At 64.7% G+C, this 18887-nt stretch carries 12 protein-coding genes; 11 read left to right on the forward strand and 1 reads right to left on the reverse strand.

What is annotated here, in order from left to right; translation table 11 throughout:
- The first annotated feature begins 322 nt into the window (after positions 1 to 322).
- Positions 323 to 736: a hypothetical protein gene (locus tag NDK18_RS07290; RefSeq protein ID WP_250627415.1), complete on the forward strand. Its 414-nt coding sequence runs from the start codon at positions 323 to 325 to the stop codon at positions 734 to 736.
- Positions 737 to 753: 17 nt separating this feature from the next.
- Here the strand turns inward: NDK18_RS07290 and NDK18_RS07295 are convergent, their stop codons facing one another.
- Complete coding sequence (locus NDK18_RS07295; protein WP_250627416.1) at positions 754 to 1425, reverse strand: hypothetical protein; 672 nt, start codon at positions 1423 to 1425, stop codon at positions 754 to 756.
- Between the two features lie 199 nt (positions 1426 to 1624).
- Between NDK18_RS07295 and NDK18_RS07300 the strand changes: the two genes are divergently transcribed.
- From NDK18_RS07300 to NDK18_RS07345, 10 genes are all read left to right on the forward strand, one after another.
- A complete protein-coding gene (locus tag NDK18_RS07300) occupies positions 1625 to 2713 on the forward strand; it encodes a PepSY-associated TM helix domain-containing protein (protein WP_250627417.1) in 1089 nt (362 codons plus the stop codon).
- 40 nt (positions 2714 to 2753) lie between these two features.
- Positions 2754 to 3308 carry a methyltransferase family protein gene (locus NDK18_RS07305; protein WP_250627418.1) on the forward strand — a complete coding sequence of 185 codons (555 nt, stop codon included), beginning with the start codon at positions 2754 to 2756 and terminating at the stop codon, positions 3306 to 3308.
- Positions 3309 to 3373: 65 nt separating this feature from the next.
- Positions 3374 to 4360, forward strand: a complete 987-nt coding sequence (gene dusB / locus NDK18_RS07310; RefSeq protein ID WP_250624950.1) for a tRNA dihydrouridine synthase DusB — start codon at positions 3374 to 3376, stop codon at positions 4358 to 4360.
- Positions 4361 to 4418: 58 nt separating this feature from the next.
- Complete coding sequence (locus NDK18_RS07315; RefSeq protein ID WP_250624949.1) at positions 4419 to 4700, forward strand: DUF427 domain-containing protein; 282 nt, start codon at positions 4419 to 4421, stop codon at positions 4698 to 4700.
- Positions 4701 to 4821: 121 nt separating this feature from the next.
- On the forward strand, positions 4822 to 6078 hold the full coding sequence (locus tag NDK18_RS07320; RefSeq protein WP_250627419.1) for an efflux RND transporter periplasmic adaptor subunit: 1257 nt from the start codon (positions 4822 to 4824) through the stop codon (positions 6076 to 6078).
- 19 nt (positions 6079 to 6097) lie between these two features.
- A complete protein-coding gene (locus NDK18_RS07325) occupies positions 6098 to 9205 on the forward strand; it encodes an efflux RND transporter permease subunit (RefSeq protein WP_250627420.1) in 3108 nt (1035 codons plus the stop codon).
- Entirely contained in the window at positions 9202 to 12516 is a 3315-nt protein-coding gene (locus NDK18_RS07330; protein ID WP_250627421.1) for an efflux RND transporter permease subunit, read from the forward strand. Before NDK18_RS07325 ends, NDK18_RS07330 begins: the two co-directional genes overlap by 4 nt.
- The gene (locus NDK18_RS07335; RefSeq protein ID WP_250627422.1) at positions 12513 to 13955 is read left to right on the forward strand and encodes an efflux transporter outer membrane subunit; all 1443 of its coding nucleotides are present in this window, start codon (positions 12513 to 12515) and stop codon (positions 13953 to 13955) included. Before NDK18_RS07330 ends, NDK18_RS07335 begins: the two co-directional genes overlap by 4 nt.
- 171 nt (positions 13956 to 14126) lie before the next feature.
- A complete protein-coding gene (gene metK, locus NDK18_RS07340) occupies positions 14127 to 15338 on the forward strand; it encodes a methionine adenosyltransferase (protein ID WP_250624944.1) in 1212 nt (403 codons plus the stop codon).
- 470 nt (positions 15339 to 15808) lie between these two features.
- Entirely contained in the window at positions 15809 to 18775 is a 2967-nt protein-coding gene (locus tag NDK18_RS07345; RefSeq protein ID WP_250627423.1) for a TonB-dependent receptor, read from the forward strand.
- Positions 18776 to 18887 lie beyond the last annotated feature (112 nt).

The following is an 18887-nucleotide window of genomic DNA, read 5'->3' on the forward strand; positions in this document are numbered from 1 at the left end:
AGCAACAGCCCGACCACCAGCGTCGTCGCTGCGACGCTCAACAGCACCTGCAATACCCCTACGCGATCAACCCGCGAGGCAGCTGTCAGGGAGCTGGCCGATGTCATCCGCATGGCCCACCACGGCTACGACGATAACGCCGCCCTCATCAAGGGTTGGGACGACGAGTCGTGGGACCTCGACTCCGATCACCTGGCACGCGATAAACGTCGACTCGCCCAGGCGCAGTCTGGCATCGACCCCGGCAGATCGAGCCCGAGCGGTATCGCAAGTGCGGCCATTCTCAGGCTGGTCGAGGAAGGCTACGAATGCCGATCGTGCGTTGCCAAACGCAGTGGAGGGCGGCGGGGAACTCACCACCCAGAACGATGCGGTGATGCTGCCGCCTGGCAGCAGCTTCGATCAGCGTAGCGGCCGGGCGGAGGTACCTGTGGTCGCTCAGGGAAGGGACGCCGTGCTCTCCATTCCGCTCCGCCGGAACCGCCCCGTGGTCGTCCAGGTGGTGACGCCACCGTTGGCTGCCATCGGAACGCCCCGGCGGCCTGACACCCGGGCGTTGCTTGTCAACATCAACAATCGACCGCCAGGCGTCGCCATAACAGTCAGAAGCAACGGGCACACCGGCCGCCTCGCCGTACCGCACCAGCCGGGCGAGCCCGTGCGGCTCAACTACGGCAATGGCAGGGTCGTCAGCTATACGCAGCCAGGCAGGGCACTGGCGCGTAACGATCACTGAGTTCGTTCGTGGCGGGGTCAGGTGGCGCGAGGCTGCCTGGCCTCGCGGCCCGAGGGTGGGTCGACAAGTTGCATGAGCGGGCGCATCGCGGCGGGCAAGGCGTTCAACCTGCCAACGAGCACGAATTCCGCCCAAAGCGGTGCAACCTCGCGGGTTAATGCATCCAGTACCACCCGCTGTCGTTGCGGATCGTCGCTGGCGCTGATGACATCGGCGCATCGGTCGACCACCGCCGTTACCGCCAGCCGTCGCAAGCTGAGCGATGCCGGTGTGGCTGCTCGCCTTGCCTCGTCTGCGGCATCACGCAGCACTGCGCCGATCACCGCGCCGCCGGTACCGGCATATCGGCGTTCCCAAGCAACAGCCATTCTCACGAACCTGACGGCGTCGTCCTTCTCGTATTCGTTCTCAGGTCGGGGAGGCAACTCGCCTGCATGAAAGGCCTCTGCATTTGCCATCATCCCGAGCGCATCGCGGCACGACGGGTCACCGAGCTTCGCCGTGAGCGCCGCGATCTTTCGCGGATGCACGGACGCTACGTCGTGGTCGCGCTGCCACCTGGACACCGGACCATTGGCACTCACCGGACCGATGGTCTTCAATTGGGCGGTGATACCAATCCGGCATGCAATCGCTGTGTGGAACCCCGGACTAGAGCGATCCGCGTACACCAGGGAGGTAAGGCTCATGTGTTTGGAACTCCGATGGGCGCATCACCCTAACGTGTTCATACAGCGACGTTTTGCGCAATTCAGCCTTTGATCGCAAGAAACTGCGGCGAAACCTCGCCGTTGCCATGAGAATGATTCTCACCTAGCATGCGGACAGTCGCCTTCGCCGATTCGCCCGCATGACTTCTTCCCTTCTTCGCCCTTCCGGTCCGAGCGCATGACCGGGCCCCGCCGCGCCCGTTCGCTGCTCAAGACCATCCATCTATGGATTGGCCTGAGCCTTGGTGTCGTGCTTTCCCTGGTGACCCTGGCCGGGGCCACCTTGTTGTGGGAAGACCCCATCGTTGAGGCAACCCACCACGAACTGGTGGACCGCCCGCTGCCGCCGCCTGCCCAGCAGGCCACGGCACTGGGCCGGCTGCTGGCGCTGCCGCAGGGCCAGGGACTGCGCGGGATATCCCTGCCGTCGGACGACATGCCGGTGTTCGAGGCCACGGCACGCGGCGGCGACAAGCTCTACTTCGACGCCGGGACGGGGCAATACCTGGAGACACGCCACGCCTCGAGCGACTTCATGCTGCTGGTGATGGGATGGCACACCAAACTGCTATCGGGCGAAGTGGGTGAAACGATCCTGGGCATCGTGGCCATCGCGGGCCTGGTGATGCTGATCTCCGGTACCTGGCTGTATTGGCCCGGCCGCCGGCGCGTGATTTCGCACCTGAAGCCGCACGCCCGGCCACCCATCCTGCGCTGGGCCAGCTGGCACCGCATGGTCGGTTTTTCAGCCCTGCCCCTGCTGCTGGTGATGATCGGCACCGGCACCACCATGGCTTACCGTGGCGCGGTGCGAAATGGACTGGTTGCCGTCTTCCACGACGCCAAGCCCACCAAGCCGCCGGCCGTGGGTACGGCCACCGGCCCGATCAACTGGCCGGCCGTCTTTACCGCCGCGCGTGCCGCAGCGCCGGAGGCGGAATTCAGCCGCGTCATGCTTCCCAATAAACCCGGCATGCCGATCACCCTTCGCATTCGCCAGCCCGGCGAGTGGCATCCGGAGGGCCGCAGCAGCCTGTGGATCGATCCGGTCACCGCCCAGGTGGTGGCAAGCGACGACGCCCGCAACGCCGGACAAGGCGCCCGCATCAACAACGCGCTCTATCCGATCCACACCGCCGCCGTGGGTGGCATGGCCTGGCGCATCGTCGCCACGCTCACCGGCCTGATGCCCAGCTTCCTGCTGGTGACGGGCTTCCTTTTTTGGCGCGCACGCCGGCGTCGCCCACCCGGCCGCAAACCGGCATAAGCTCGCCTGGCGGCAAGTGTGCCGCAAAGGGGGCAAGTACATGTGGTATTCCGCCTACGTATTGGGAGCGCTGTTCGGGGTTTCCGAACTGGGGCTTTCCCTGTTCAAGCGATCCAAAGGCGATGCATCGTCGAAGGATCGATCGTCGCTCGCTCTGATCTGGACAGTGATCGGCGTGGCGCTGTTCTTCGCATTCGGACTCTCCCGGCAGGGTCCTTCGCTTCCGGCCAGCCAGGTGCTCTACCCCTTGGGCGTTGCGCTTACCCTGGGCGGCATCGCATTGCGATGGTTTGCCATCCTCTGGCTGGGCCGCTGGTTCACCGTGAACGTGGCGATTGCCGCCGACCAGCCGCTGGTGGATACCGGTCCTTATCGTTTCGTCCGCCACCCCTCCTACACCGGCGCGCTGCTGGCGTTCCTGGGCCTGGGCCTATGCATCGGCCACTGGCTGTCGTTGGCGATCATCATGCTGCCGGCGCTGGCGGTGTTCGGCTGGCGCATCCATGTCGAGGAAGCGGTACTGGCGGAGGCCTTCGGACCCCGCTGGGCCGCCTACGCCGCCCGTACCAAAAGGCTTTTGCCCGGCATCTATTGACCGGCACCAGCTGCCCGTTGGGGGTCGCAAGTAGTGACTCCGACCCCATGCCTTACAATGGACGGATGCAGATCGGCCCGTACGCCATCGATCCGCCCGTGGTGCTTGCGCCCATGGCCGGGGTCACCGACAAGCCTTTTCGCCTGCTGTGCAAGCAGCTGGGCGCGGGGCTGGCCGTGTCGGAAATGACCAACGCCGATCCACGCCTGTGGCATACGGCGAAATCACTGCGGCGCATGGACCACGAGGGCGAGCCGGAACCTGTGAGCGTGCAGATCGCCGGCTACGACCCGGCGATGCTTGCCGAGGCCGCGCGCTTCAACGTGGCCAACGGTGCCCAGCTGATCGACATCAACATGGGGTGTCCGGCCAAGAAGGTATGCAATGTGTGGTCGGGATCCGCGCTGCTGCAGGACGAACCCCTGGTGGCACGCATCGTCCAGGCGGTGGTAGCCGCGGTGGATGTGCCGGTGACGCTCAAGATCCGCACCGGCTGGGACCGCGACAACCGCAACGCGCTCGCCATCGCCCGCATTGCCGAGGATGCCGGCATCGCCGCACTCGCCGTGCACGGACGCACCCGCGCCGACAAATATGAAGGCCTCGCCGAATACGACACCATCGCCGCGGTCAAGGGCGCGGTGGGCATCCCGGTGCTTGCCAACGGCGACATCGATACCCCGGAAAAAGCCCGTCACGTGCTCAACGTCACCGGCGCCGATGCGGTCATGATCGGCCGCGGTGCGCAGGGACGGCCATGGATCTTCCGGGAAATCGTCCACTTCCTGGCCACCGGCGAACACCTGCCGGAGCCTGGACCCGGCGAGGTGGCCGCGATCCTCTGCGGGCACTTGCACGCGCTTTACGCCTTCTACGGTGAACTGCAGGGCGTACGCATCGCCCGGAAGCACCTGGGCTGGTACGCCCGCGACCGCGAGCAGAATGCCGCCTTCCGCCAGGTGGTGAATCGTGCCGAGACGGCGGGCGAACAGTTGCGCCTGACCGCCGACTACTTCGCCGCCCTTGCCGCCGGCGAACGCCTGGCCGCCTGATGCCCGCTTCACGCGGCGCGCGTAAGATTCATCTTTATCGAACCGAAGGTTGATCCCCATGCGCGCGATCTGGAAAGACACCGTCCTTGCGACAAGCGACGATACCGTGGTGGTGGAGAACAACCACTACTTCCCGGCCGACTCCCTGCGGAAGGAATTCTTTCGCGAAACTTCCAACCACACCGTGTGTCCCTGGAAGGGCACGGCGAGCTACTACGACGTGGTGGTGGACGGCGAAACCAATCCCAATGCCGCCTGGTACTACCCGGAACCCTCCAGCGCCGCCAGGCAGATTGCGCACCGCGTGGCGTTCTGGAAGGGCATTCGCATCGAACCTTAAGGCAAGCACATCCGGCGTCCGGCGCCGCATGAAACATAATTCATGACAGTGGGCGCCGCCGGTAGTCAACGACACCCGCCGCTGGGCCGTTAACCGTGGTGCGAGCACACGGAGACCCTTCATGAGTGGTGGTACCCCGCACGCAGCCCGGCCGTTCCATCGACGGCGCGGGCTCGTGGTTTTGTCCATTGTCATCATCATCGTCCTGGTACTGATCACCATCCACGTCCTGGGTGGCAAGAAGGAAAGGCCCGGTACACCGCCGCAGGTGGTAAGTACTGCCGCCGCAAGGCTCGGCGACATGCCCGAGGTGCTCGACGAACTGGGCACGGTCACGCCGATCGCCACGGTCAACGTGCTGCCCCAGCTGAGCGGCTACCTCACCCAGGTCGGTTACCAGGAAGGCCAGGACGTTGCCCAAGGCCAGTTCCTCGCGCAGATCGATCCGCGCCAGTACGAAATCGACAAGCAGCAGGCCCAGGCGCAGTTGGCCAAGGACCAGGCGAGCCTGGCGCAGGCGCGCGCGGACCTCGCTCGTTTCACGCAATTGAACCAGCAGAAGTCGATTGCCGAACAGACCTTCGCTGACCAGCAGTTCACCGTGAAGCAGGACGAAGCCGCCGTGCAGGCCGACCGCGCCAGCATCGCGCAGTTCGACCTGGACCTGACCTACTGCCACATCACCGCGCCGATTGCCGGACGCGTGGGCCTGCGCCTGGTGGACCCGGGCAACTACGTCACTCAATCGACATCGCCGGGCATCGTCACCATCACCCAGATGAAGCCGACCACGGTGCAATTCACCATCCCGCAGAATTCACTGGCCAAGGTGCTCGAGCGTTTCCATGGCCAGGACAAGCTCAACGTCACGGCCTTCAATAGCGACAACAGCAAGCAGGTGGGCACGGGCTCGCTTTACGCGCTGGGCAACCAGATGGCCACCGGCACCGGCACCGTCAGCCTGCGCGCGAGCTTCCCCAACGACGACGAAACGCTTTATCCCAACGAATTCGTCAACATCCGCCTGCTGGTGGACACGCTGCACCAGGCCGTACTGGTGCCGACGCCGGCAGTACTTAGCGGCGCGCCCGGCGACTACGTCTACCTCGTCAATGCCGACCAGAGCGTGTCCGTGCACAAGGTGACGCTGGGGCCGAGCGACGGCAAGGACACCGTCATCCTGGCCGGCCTCACGGCAGGCCAGGCCGTGGTCACCGACGGCATGGACCGCCTGAGTGACGGCGCCAAGATCAGGCTCGCCGGGGCGAAGTCCGCGCAGGGTGCGGGCATTCCGGCTCGCGCATCGTCAGCCGGCGACGCGCCACGCAAGGGCGGCAGGCATGCGCACGGCGCGGCACCGTCCACCCAGGCGTCCTAGGCGGGTTATTCCTTAACCGATGAATATTTCCCGCCTGTTCGTCGTCAGGCCCGTGGCCACGTCGCTGTTGATGATCGCCCTGGTGCTGGTGGGCGTGGTCGCGGTGCGCTTCCTGCCGGTCTCGTCCCTTCCCGCCGTCGACTACCCGACGATCCAGATACGTACGTTCTATCCCGGTGCCAGCCCGTCGGTGATGGCAACGACGGTTACCGCGCCGCTGGAGGTACAGCTTGGGCAGATCCCCGGGCTGCAGCAGATGACCTCCAACAGCTCCGCGGGGGCGTCGGTGATCACGCTGCAGTTCAACCTTGCGCTGAACCTGGATATTGCCGAACAGAACGTGCAGGAAGCGATCAACGCCTCCAACAGCCTGCTGCCCTCGGGCCTGCCAGCGCCACCGACCTATGCCAAGGTCAATCCGGCCGACCAGCCGATCCTGACCCTCGCCGTGACGTCCAACTCGATGTCGCTGCCGCAGCTTCAGGACGTGGCCAACAACCGCCTGGGCGCGAAGATCTCCGAAGTGCCAGGCGTGGGCCTGGTGACACCCGCCGGCGGTAACGTCCCGGCCGTCCGCGTGGAGGCCGACCCGCAGAAGCTGGCGGCGTACGGGCTCAACATCGACGATCTTCGCTCGCTGATCGCCAACGTCAACGTAAGCCAGCCCAAGGGCAACTTCGACGGCCCCAAGCTCGACTACACCATCAACGGCAATGACCAGATCTCCGATCCGAAGGACTATCTGGCTACGGTAATCGCCTACCAGAACAACGCCCCGGTGTACCTGCGCGACGTTGCCCGGGTTACCCAGTCGGCGCAGAACACCGAGCAAGGCGCGTGGTACGACCGCACCCAGGCCATCGTGCTGAACGTGCAGCGCCAGCCGGGCGCCAACGTGATCGCCACGGTGGACCAGATCAAGAAGGAATTGCCGCAGCTCGAGTCGACGCTGCCGGCAGGAATGAAAGTTGAGGTGGTGGCCGACAGTACCGGCGTGATCCGCTCGTCGGTAGCCGATGCCGCCTTCGAACTGGTCCTGGCCATCGTGCTGGTGGTGCTGGTGATCTTCGTCTTCCTGCGCAACCTGCCGGCCACGATCATCCCCAGCATCTCGGTGCCGGTATCGCTGGTGGGCACGCTGGCGGTGATGTACCAGCTTGGCTACTCGATCGACAACCTCTCGCTGATGGCGCTGATCATCGCCACCGGTTTCGTCGTGGACGACTCGATCGTGATGATCGAGAACATCGTGCGCTACCTGGAAGAAGGCCACACGCCGATGGAAGCGGCGCTGGAAGGCGCCGGGCAGATCGGCTTCACCATCGTTTCGCTGACGGTATCGCTGATCGCCGTACTGATCCCGCTGCTGTTCATGGGCGGGGTGATCGGACGGCTGTTCAACGAATTCGCCGTGACGCTTGCCGTCACCATCGTTCTTTCAGGCGTGGTGTCTCTTACGCTGGTGCCGATGCTTTGCGCGCGCATCCTGCGCGCCCAATCCGAGCGCCGCCCGAGCCGCTTCGAGCGCTTGAGCGAAGGACTGTTCGACAAGACACTGGCCGCCTACGAGCGCGGCCTGCGCGTGGTGATGCGCCACCAGACCACCACGCTTCTGGTATTCCTGGCCACGGTGGCCTTGACCGCCGTGTTGTATGTGGTGATCCCCAAGGGCCTGTTCCCCGTGCAGGACGTCGGCGTGCTGGAGGGCATCAGCATCGCGGACAATTCGGTGTCGTACCGGGCCATGGTGGACCGCCAGGCACAGCTTGCCGACGCCATCCTTAAGGACCCCGACGTCACCGGGCTTACCTCATACGTGGGCATCGACGGCACCAACACCACGCTCAACAACGGCCGCTTCCTGATCAACCTCAAGGATATTGGCGACCGGTCGGAGCGTGCTTCCGACGTTGCCCGCCGCCTGCAGAAGGAGGTGGCAGACATCCCGGGCATCAAGCTGTTCCTGCAGCCGGAGCAGGACCTTACCCTCGACACCACGGTATCGCCGAACCAGTACCAGTTCGTGTTGCGCGGGCCCACGCAGGATGCCTTCAAGCAATACGTGCCTGCGCTGCTGGAGCGCATGAAGCAGATCACATCGATCACCGATGTCACCAGTGATCTTAACAACGATGGACTGAGCGTCGACGTGGAGGTGAACCGCCAACTGGCGGCACGCTACGGCATCACGCCCGCCACGATCGACAATGCGCTTTACGATGCGCTGGGCCAGCGCATCGTCTCGACCATCTTCAACCAGTCCAGCCAGTACCGGGTGATCCTGGTGGCCAAGCCCGAGAGCATTCCGTCGCTCGAGGCACTGGGCAATATCTACCTGCCCAGCCAGACAGGCAGCAGCGGCCAGGTGCAACTGAAGGGCATTGCCGCGATCAAGGTCACCCGTTCGCCGCTGGTGGTCAGCCACCTGGCGCAGTTCCCGGCGGTGACGGTGTCCTTCAACCTGGCCCGCGATGCATCGTTAAGCAAGGCCGTGGACGAGGTCAACACCGCCGAGCAGGCGGTGCATCTGCCACCATCGATCACCTCGTCGTTCCAGGGTGCCGCCCAGGCGTTCCAGGACTCACTCTCCAGCGAGGTGTACCTGCTGATCGCTGCCCTGGTGGCCGTGTATATCGTGCTTGGCGTGCTCTATGAAAGCTTCATCCATCCGCTGACGATCCTCTCCACCCTGCCATCGGCGGGCATCGGCGCCCTGCTTGCACTGATGATCGCCGGCAACGACCTGGACGTGATCGGCATCATCGGCATCGTGCTGTTGATCGGCATCGTGAAGAAAAACGCGATCATGATCGTCGACTTCGCCCTGGAAGCCGAACGCGAACACGGCAAGCCGCCGGCGGAAGCGATCTTCGAGGCTTCGCTGTTGCGCTTCCGTCCGATCCTGATGACGACGCTTGCCGCCATGCTCGGCGCCTTGCCGATGCTGCTAGGTAGCGGCACGGGTTCGGAACTGCGCCGGCCGCTGGGACTTGCCATCATCGGTGGCCTGGCCCTGAGCCAGGTGCTGACGCTTTTCACCACGCCCGTGGTGTACCTGTTCTTTGATCGTCTTGCGCAGCGCGTAGGGCGCAAGCGTCCGGGCGAAGCGGTGGAACCGGCGGCATGAACATCCCCGGCGTCTTCATCCGGCGCCCGGTGGCGACCACCCTCTTGGCCGTCGCCATCGTGCTGTCAGGTGCGCTGGGGTATTTCCATCTGCCGGTGGCACCTTTGCCCAATGTCACGTATCCGGTGATCGTGGTCCAGGCCAGCATGGCCGGCGGCAGTCCTTCGACCATGGCTTCCACCGTGGCAGCGCCACTGGAGCGCCGGCTGGGCACGATCGCCGATGTGTCGGAGATGACCTCGACCAGCTCGGTGGGTTCGTCGCAGATCACCATCCAGTTCGGGCTCGACCGCGACATCAACGGCGCCGCCCGCGACGTGCAGGCGGCGCTCCAGGCGGCCCGGGCGGACCTTCCCACCACCTTGCGCAACAACCCCACCTACCGCCAGTACAACCCGTCGGACGCACCGATCATGGTGCTGGCGCTCACGTCCGAAACGCTCACCCGGGCCCAGCTCTACGACTCGGCCAATTCGGTGATCCAGCAGCAGCTTTCGCAGGTGGATGGCGTGGGCCAGATCACCCTGGGAGGCAGCGCGCTACCGTCGGTGCGGGTGGAATTGCAGCCCGACCAGCTCAACAGCTACGGCATCGGCCTTGAAGACGTACGCGCGGCCATCAGCTCGGCCAACGCCAACAGCGCCAAGGGCCACATCGACCAGGGCGACCAGCGCTTTGAGGTGATCTCCAACGACCAGATCAGCAAGGCGGCGCCCTATCGCGACCTGATCATCGCCTATCGCAACAACGCCCCGGTGATGCTGCGCGATGTCGCCGATATCCAGGATTCGGCCGAAAACCTGCGCAACGCCGGCCTCTATAATGGCAAGGCGGCGGTGCTGGTCATCGTCTTTCCCATTCCCGGCGGCAACATCGTCAAGACCGTGGGGCAGATCCGCCAGGCGCTGCCCAACATCCAGGCGGTGCTGCCCCACGACGTGCACCTGGACGTGGCACTGGACCGCTCCGAATCGGTGCATGCCGCGGTCAACGACACGCAGAAGACCTTGTTCATCGCCGTGCTGCTGGTGATCGGTGTGGTCTTCGTCTTCCTGCAATCGCCAAGGTCGATCATGGTGCCCGCCGTGGCGCTGCCGCTGTCGATCATCGGCACCTTCGGCCCGATGTACCTCTTGGGCTACAGCCTGGACAATCTCTCGCTGATGGCGCTCACCATCGGCACCGGCTTCGTGGTCGACGACGCCGTGGTGGTCCTGGAGAACATCGTGCGGCATGTCGAATCGGGCATGGACACGCGCGAGGCTGCGCTTCGCGGCAGTGCTGAAGTGAGCTTCACGGTGATCTCGATGAGCCTGTCGCTGATCGCGGTGTTCCTGCCGATCCTGCTGATGCCGGGCATCGTGGGTCTGTTGTTCCATGAATTCGCCGTGACGCTGTCCATCGCGATCATGTTCTCGCTGGTGATCTCGCTCACCATCACGCCCACCATGGCGGCGTACGTCCTGGACAAGAACCGTGCCGTGCATTCGAAAGCGCGCTGGGCGGTGTGGTACGAGGCTCAGTTCGAGCGCTTCAAACAGGCTTATTCGCGCTCGCTGACCGCGGTGCTCGACCATGCGGCACTGGTGGGCCTGACGCTCATCGGCCTGATCGTATTGAACGTGGCGCTGATACGCCTGGTGCCGTCGACGTTCTTCCCCGAGCAGGACAACGGCATCCTGCAGGGACAGATCATCGCCGACCAGAGCATCTCCTTCCAGGCCATGGCGCAGAAGCTCGCGCAGTTGCAGTCCATCGTCCAGAAAGATCCAGCCGTGGCGTCGGTGGCGGGCTTCACAGGCGGCCGCGCGCAGAACACGGCCAATGTATTCATCGAACTCAAACCCCTGGCCGAACGCGGCGTGAGCGCCACCGAAGTGGTGAACCATCTGCGGCCGAAGCTCAATGCGGTGTCAGGTGCGCGATTGTTCCTGCAGGCGGCGCAGGACCTTCGCATCGGCGGCCGTTCCTCGGCGGCCGAATACCAGTACACGCTCACCAGCGACGATCCGGAGGCCCTGTACACCTGGGTGCCGAAACTGGTCACCGCATTGAGCAAGGATCGTGGCCAGGTACTGGACGTCAATTCCGACCTGCAGCAGAACGGCTTGCAGATCTACGTCAATGTCGACCGCGCCACCGCGGCGCGCTACGGCTTCGCGCCCAACCAGATCGACAGCGTGCTGTACGACGCCTTCGGCCAGCGCACGGTATCGACCATCTACAACCCGCTCAACCAGTATTTCGTGGTGATGGAGGTGGCGCCGTCCTATTGGCAGTATCCGCAGATGCTCGACCGGATGCGCTTCAGCACGGCCGCGGGCAATGCCTCGGGCACGGCGCAGACGCAGATGTCGCAGGCGTTGGTCAAGGCGCCGACTGCCGCGACGGTGGTATCTACCTCCAAATCGTCCGCATCGCCGGCCAATGCGCTCAATGCGAACGCCGAGGCCAACCAGCTCACCAACGCCATTTCCAATGCCAAGGGCGGCAGTTCCAGCGGCAGCGCCGACAGCACCTCGACTGAAACCCTGGTGCCGTTCCCGGCGCTGGCCTCGTACACCAGCAACCACACGGCCACGCAGGTCAGCCACCAGAGTGGCCTGGTGGCCGCGACGATTTCCTTCAACCTGCCGGCTGGCGGGTCGTTGAGCCAGGCATCGGCGACCCTCGACCAGGTATCGCAGGAGTTGCACCTGCCAGCGTCCATCCACGGCTCCTTCGCCGGTGCCGCCCAAGCCTATTCGCAATCGATGTCGAGCATGCCGTTGCTGGTGCTGGCCGCGCTGGCCGCCGTGTACCTGGTGCTCGGCATGCTGTACGAAAGCGCGGTGCATCCGATAACCATCCTGTCCACCCTGCCTTCGGCCGGCATCGGCGCCACGCTTGCCTTGTTGATCTTCGGCACGCCGTTCTCGGTGATCGCGATGATCGGCATCATCCTGTTGATCGGCATCGTCAAGAAGAACGCCATCATGATGATCGACGTGGCCATCCACCTGCAGCGCGACGAACACATGGACGCACCACGTGCCATCCACGACGCCGCCGTGCTTCGCCTGCGGCCGATCATGATGACCACCGCGGCGGCCGTGCTCGGCGCCGTGCCGCTGGCCGTCGGCCTGGGCCAGGGCGCGTCGCTGCGCCAGCCGTTGGGCATTACCGTCATGGGCGGCCTGGTGTTGAGCCAGGTATTCACCCTGTACACCACGCCGGTGATCTATCTCTACCTCGATCGCCTCCGCGCCAGGCTTGCCGCATGGTCGGGCGGCCTGCCCTGGAACCGGTCCGACGCGAGCGCACAATCATGAGCCATACCCTGAAAGTCCTTTCCGTTGCTCTAGCCGTGATGCTCGGCGGTTGCATGGTGGGGCCCGACTACCAACGCCCGCAGGTGAAGATGCCCGCGTCGTTCAAGGAGCTGCCGGGCTGGACGGTGGCCGCACCCGCCGCCGAGGCACCCAAGGGCGACTGGTGGACAGGCTTCCACGACCCGCTCATCGATCGCCTGGAGCCGATGGTTTCGGTATCCAACCAGACGGTGCGCCTGAACTACGCCAACTACCAGCAGGCGCTGGCCGAGGTGCAGGTAGCGCGCAGCGCGCTGTTCCCGACCCTGGGCGTTACCGGTTCCGCCACCCGGCAGCGCAGCGGACGCGGCAATGCGGCGACCACGGCAAGCGCCAATCCAGGATCGATCGAAAACTCAGGCTCGCTTGAAGGCAGCGCCAGCTGGGCACCGGACCTGTGGGGCCGCGTCCGCCGCAGCATCGAGGAAAACACGGCCGCCGCGCAGGCCAGCCAGGCGACCCTGGCCAACGCCACCTTGTCCGAGCAGACCGCCCTGGCCACGGCGATCATCGAGTTGCGCATCACCGACGCCAACGCCGACCTGCTTTCGAAAACCGTCGATACCTACAAGGAAGCGGCCCGGGTGGTCGGCAACCAGGGTGCCGCCGGCACCGCCGCGCCGTCGGACGTGATCACCGCGCGCACCCTGTTGGAGAATGCCCAGTCGAACCTGATCGCGCTGGGCGTGGCGCGCGCGCAGTTCGTCCACGCGATTGCCGTACTGGTTGGCATGAATCCGGAGGACCTGGATATCCCCCACGACGGCACGCTCCCGGCCACGCCCGTGATACCTGCCGGCGTGCCGTCCACGCTGCTGCAGCGCCGTCCGGATGTCGCCATCGCCGAGCGCCAGATGGCTGCCCAGAATGCGGCGATCGGCGTGGCCATCGCCGCCTACTACCCCAGCATTTCCCTGTCGGCGGCCGATGGCTTCTCGCAGTCGCCGCTCGCGGGGCTGCTGCATGTGGCCAATCATGTCTGGTCACTGGGTGCCGACGTCGATGAGACCCTTCTTGATGGCGGGGCACGCCATGGCCAGGTGGCCGCCGCACGGGCCGGCTACGAGGCATCGGTGGCCAACTATCGCGGCAGCGTGCTGACGGCATTGCAGAACGTCGAGGACGACCTCTCCGGATTGCGCATCCTCGGCCAACAGGCCCAGGTGCAATCGGCCGCGGTGAGCGATGCGGCCCAGGGGGCGGAGGTGGCCCTCAACGAGTACCGTGCCGGCACCGTGGATTACGCCACCGTGGCGGCCGCCCAGGCCACTTCCCTGGGCACGGCGCAGGACGCGCTGAGCCTGCGCCAGCAGCAGCTGGTGGATACGGTGACGCTGATCGGCGACCTGGGCGGCGGATGGTCGGACGATGAGCTCACGCCACGGACCGCCGGGCGGTAGTTCAGGGCGGTCTCATCGCCATTTGCGACACCGCCTGAAACCTGAACCACGTTGCCGCATAGATGCCATACGCCCCGCGTAGCCTGAAGATTCCTGCAAATCCAACCGGGGCCGTGTATCATGGCGACCCCTATTTATCTCTTTATCCGAAAAGAAGGATATATCGCCGCGATGAGCAGCTACCTCTTCACCTCCGAGTCGGTTTCCGAAGGCCACCCGGACAAGATCGCCGACCAGATTTCCGATGCCGTCCTCGATGCCATCATCGGGCAGGACCCGGCCGCTCGCGTTGCCTGCGAAACGCTGGTGAAGACAGGCGTGGCCATCGTCGCCGGTGAAATCACCACCAGCGCCTGGATCGACCTGGAGGCGCTCACCCGCAAGGTGATCCTCGACATCGGCTACAACAGCTCGGAAGTCGGCTTCGACGGCGAGACCTGCGGCGTGCTCAACCTGATCGGCAAGCAGTCGCCCGACATCAACCAGGGCGTGGACCGCAAGAAGCCCGAGGAACAGGGCGCCGGCGACCAGGGCCTGATGTTCGGCTATGCCACCAACGAAACGGCGGAGTTCATGCCGGCGGCGATCCACTACGCCCACCGCCTGGTCGAACAGCAGACCAAGGTGCGCAAGAAGAAGAACTCGCCCCTGCCGTGGCTGCGCCCGGATGCCAAGAGCCAGGTCACCCTGCGCTACGAAGACGGCAAGGCCGTGGCCATCGATGCAGTGGTGCTCTCCACCCAGCACGATCCAGGCGTGAAGCAGAAGGATCTGATCGAAGGCGTGCGCGAGCTGATCCTCAAGCCCGTGCTGCCGTCCAAGCTGCTGCACAAAGGCACCAAGTTCCACATCAACCCGACCGGCAAGTTCGTCATCGGCGGCCCGGTGGGCGACTGCGGCCTGACCGGCCGCAAGATCATCGTCGACACCTACGGCGGCTGGGCCCGCCACGGTGGCGGTGCGTTCTCGGGCAAGGATCCGTCCAAGGTGGATCGTTCGGCCGCCTACGCCGCGCGTTACGTCGCCAAGAACATCGTGGCTGCCGGCCTTGCCGACCGCTGCGAGATCCAGGTGTCCTACGCCATCGGCGTGGCCGAGCCCACGTCCATCTCCGTCACCACCTTCGGCACCGGCAAGATTGCCGACGAGAAGATCGAGAAGATCATCCGCAAGCATTTCGACCTGCGCCCGTACGGCATCATCAAGATGCTCGACCTGGTGCACCCGATCTACCAGCCCACCGCGTCGAACGGCCATTTCGGCCGCACGCCGTACGAGATGAAGGATGCCCATGGCAACACCTTCACCGCGTTCTCGTGGGAGAAGACGGACAAGGCCGACGAAATCCGCGAAGCGGCCGGCCTGGTCGCCAAACGCAAGTAAGGTTATCGCTCGAACAGAAAGGCCGTCTCCGGGCGGCCTTTTTTTTGCCTCGAGGGGGGAGGGCGGCGGGTGTCACCCTGGTCACTAAGTCCTCGTCGGGCTTCGCCCTCCTGCGGAAGCGTTCCCAGGGTGACACCCGCCGCCCTCCCTCCGATCCCCACGTCCACTGCCCGAACATCTGCGTGCTTCGCCGACAGCAAGTTCATCGAATATGGCTCAAAAGTGGGCCGACAATCGCGCGTGCACGCTCATTCCGTTGACATGCGCCTCTAGCGCTATGTAGGTTCAACACCAGCCGCGCACAGTCGCGGCGCGCACCGGACCGCCACGTCCGGCGACCTGATACGGATGTCGGGTCATGCACGCGCACCATCGGCCAGGACGGCCATGCCGCGCTTCGACATCCACCCCAGTTCGCCGTGTCGTTCACCGATCCGGCCATCCAAGTTGCACTGGGGAGATCCACCCGCATGACGCCATCGCACCAAACGCCAAGCCGCCGCCTGCTCTGCGCCGCCCTCGCCTGCGCCATCAGCGCACCCGCCTTCGCCCAGTCCAACGCCTCGGGCGTGATCTTCGGCCGCGTCGCTCCGGGTGACACCGTCCGTGTCGAGAACCTCGACAACGGCCTGGTGCGCGAAATCACCGCCGATGCCGAAGGCCGCTACCGTGCGCCATCGCTGCCCGTTGGCCAGTACCGCGTGGACCTCAAGCGCAACGGCGCCGTGGAGCAGTCGAGGGAGAGCGTCAGCGTCAATCTTGGCGCCGGCATCGATGTCAGCTTCGTCGCGGCAGCCACCGCCCTGGCGGGCGTCAGTGTCAGCGCCAACGCGTTGCCCACGATCGACGTCTCGGCCACGGACTCGCGTACCGTGATCAACGCCGAACAGCTGCGCAAGCTACCGCTGGCCCGGAATACCACTGCTGCGGCTCTCCTCGCTCCGGGCACGGTGCAATCGGACTCGCACTACGGCAACGTCGCTTCTTTCGGTGGCGCCTCTGCCGCGGAAAACCAGTACTACATCAACGGATTCTCCGTCACGAATGCCCTTACCGGCATCGGCTCGATCGGCCTGCCGTTCAATGCCATCGACCAGCAGCAGATCTACACCGGCGGGTACGGCGCCGAATACGGCCGCTCCACCGGCGGCGTGGTGGATATCGTCACCCAGCGCGGCGGCAACACTTGGAAAGGTGGCGCACAGGTGTTCTGGACGCCCCGGGCACTTCGCGACTCGCCGCGAAACATCTACCGCCAAGGGCGCCTGTACCAGGACCGCAGCCACAACAAGGACTGGTCCTACGAGTATGCCGCGTACCTGGGTGGCCCTTTGATCAAGGACAAGCTGTTCTTCTACACCGCCGCGGACATTACCCGCGAGACCACGCGTACACAGGGAAGCATCGCCACCAACACGCTCGATCAGTTGCAGGGCAAGGCGACTCGCTGGCTCACCAAGCTGGACTGGAACATCACCGACAGCAACATCGTCGAATTCACCGCGATCGGCGACAACGCCGAGGACACCACGCGCCGCTACGACTACGCCGTGGCCGATGGCCTCGAAGGTACATATCGCGGCGAGAGGTATCGAAAGAACTCCGCGACCGCGGGTTCCGCGCCTGGCGGCAACGTCTACATCGCCCGCTACACCGGCTACCTCAGCGACGACCTCACGCTCAACGTGCTGGCCGGTCGCAGCCGCAGCAACCACGTGGATACCACGACCAGCGCGACGGGTCGCGATTGCCCGATCGTGGCCGATTCGCGTACTGACCGTGGCTCCAACCCCATCACCGGCTGCAGTGTCGTTGGTGGTTCATTGGGTGCGCCTGGCGCCTATGACAAGACGCGCAGTTGGCGCGCCGACCTCCAGTACACCATCGGCGACCATACCCTGCGGGCTGGCGTCGACAACCAGTTCCTCGAATCCTTCAGTGGTTCGCGCTACGAGGGCAACAACTACTGGAACTACCAGACCGTGCCGACGGATCCGGAAGTCATCGAGAACATTGTCGCTGCCTATCCCGACATCCAGTTTCCGTCAGATGGATCGGATGTCGTCTTTCGTCGGCGCTTCATCAGCGAGGCTCGCGCACGTACCAACCAGGAAGCCCAGTACATCGAGGACCGCTGGCAGGTATCGGACAAGTGGCTGGTGTACCTGGGCCTGCGCAACGAGCAGTTCAAGAACTTCAACGGCGATGGCCAGGTCTACGTGAAGCAACGCCACCAGCTGGCACCGCGCGTTGGCGCCAGCTGGGACGTCCTCGGCGATTCCTCGCTCAAGGTATACGCCAATGCGGGCCGGTATCACCTGGCCGTGCCGTCGAACGTGGCCATCCGCGGTGCGTCCGCATCCTTGTTCGAACGCGAATGGTTCACCTTCGACGGCGTCGACCCGGTGACCGGCGTGCCTATCGGCACCACTCCCATCTCCAGCATCAGCTACGCCAACGGTGCCGATGGGCGCACGCCCGATCCGAAGCAGGTGGCGGCGCGCAACCTCAAGGCCTATTACCAGGACGAGTTCATCCTCGGCTTCGACAAGCAGCTGTCGTCCGACTGGGCTTTTGGTGCCCGCGTCACCTACCGCAAGCTGCGCAGCTCCATCGACGACTTCTGCGACACGCGGCCATTCGCACGGTATGCCCAAGCCAACGGCGTGGACTTCAGCCAGGCCAACATCGATCGCTGCTTCATCTTCAACCCGGGCCAGTCCAACACCTTCCGCATCGACATGACGGGCAAGGGCGACTACCAGGACATCCGGCTGTCAAAGAAGGAACTGGGCTTTCCCGACCTCAAGCGCCGCTACTACGCGCTCGATACCTACCTGGAGCATCGCTTCAACAACCAGTGGTACGGGAAACTTCAGTACATCTTCTCGCGCAGCTATGGCAACTCGGAAGGGCTCCTGAAGTCCGACATCGGCCAGCTCGATCCTTCGGTGACGCAGGATTGGGACTCGCCTGAAATCACGATGGGCGCGAATGGACCGTTGCCCAACGATCGCACACACGTGATCAAGGCCTTCGGCTACTTCCAGCCGTCCGAACGCTGGCTGTTCAGCAGCAACCTCAGCGTCGCCTCCGGGCGCCCGAAGAACTGCTTCGGTGTCGGCCCGAACGATGTCATCGGTTACGGCGCGGCCTACTTCTATTGCGACGGCAAGCCGTCACCGCGCGGCTCCCGCGGCCGCCTGCCCTGGACCTGGAACCTGGACCTGAGCGCCCAGTACATGCCGGACTTCGCGAAGAACAAACTGGCCTTCACCGCCGATGTCTTCAACGTGTTCACCCAGCAGCGCACCTTGAGCGTCTACGAGTACGGCGAGACGGACTCAGGTACTCGCGACATCAACTACCTGCGTCCGCTGAGCTTCCAGACGCCGCGCTACGTCCGCCTGGGTGTTCGCTACGACTTCTCCCTGTAATCCAAGCCATAACAAGAGAGTAAAACGCGCCGCCGTTCCCGCTGCGGCGCTCCCCTCCCCAGTTGGCCGCCCGCAAGGGCGGCCTTTTTTCAGGACCGGCCGGGCCGTCCGG

The organism is Pinirhizobacter soli, from assembly GCF_015905305.1.
In the GTDB taxonomy this organism is placed as follows: Bacteria; Pseudomonadota; Gammaproteobacteria; order Xanthomonadales; family Rhodanobacteraceae; genus Pinirhizobacter; species Pinirhizobacter soli.